Source organism: Aeromonas sp. PS2Canimalfood6 (assembly GCF_048276795.1).
Taxonomy (GTDB): Bacteria; Pseudomonadota; Gammaproteobacteria; order Enterobacterales; family Aeromonadaceae; genus Aeromonas; species Aeromonas caviae.
The window spans coordinates 1-480 of record NZ_JBLUXC010000166.1; the positions used below are offsets into that span (position 1 = coordinate 1).

A 480-nucleotide genomic window follows, 5' to 3' on the forward strand; every position below is an offset into this window, starting at 1 on the left:
GATGAACGGCCGGCTATCGTCGATAGCCGGGAGCGGCTCGGTGATTGGGAGGCGGACACGGTGCTGGGCAAGCAAGGCACAGGTGCACTGGTCACCCTGGTGGAGCGCAAGAGCCGGCTCTATCTGGTCAAGCGGGTCGCGAGCAAACAGGCTGGGGTGGTGCGGGATGCGATAATCGAGATGTTAACGCCCTACATCGAGCAGGTGCATACCATCACCTTTGACAACGGCGGCGAGTTTGCCGAACACAAGGCGATAGAGGAAGCGCTGGGTGCCGAGACTTACTTTGCGCACCCTTACTCTTCGTGGGAGCGCGGTCTGAACGAGAACAGCAATGGGCTGTTGAGGCAGTTTATCCCAAAGGGAACAGACCTGAGAGAGGTCACGGACGAGGATGTCAGGAGAGCGGAGCAGTGGCTCAACCTACGACCTCGGAAATGTCTCGGATTCAGGCAGCCTGTCAAGGTATTCGAAGAGTAC

Annotated in this window: 1 pseudogene; it reads left to right on the forward strand. The window is 58.5% G+C overall.

The features are described from left to right. Positions 1–480 (forward strand): annotated as a pseudogene (locus ACNPAA_RS21080) (IS30-like element ISAs2 family transposase); the annotation flags it as partial.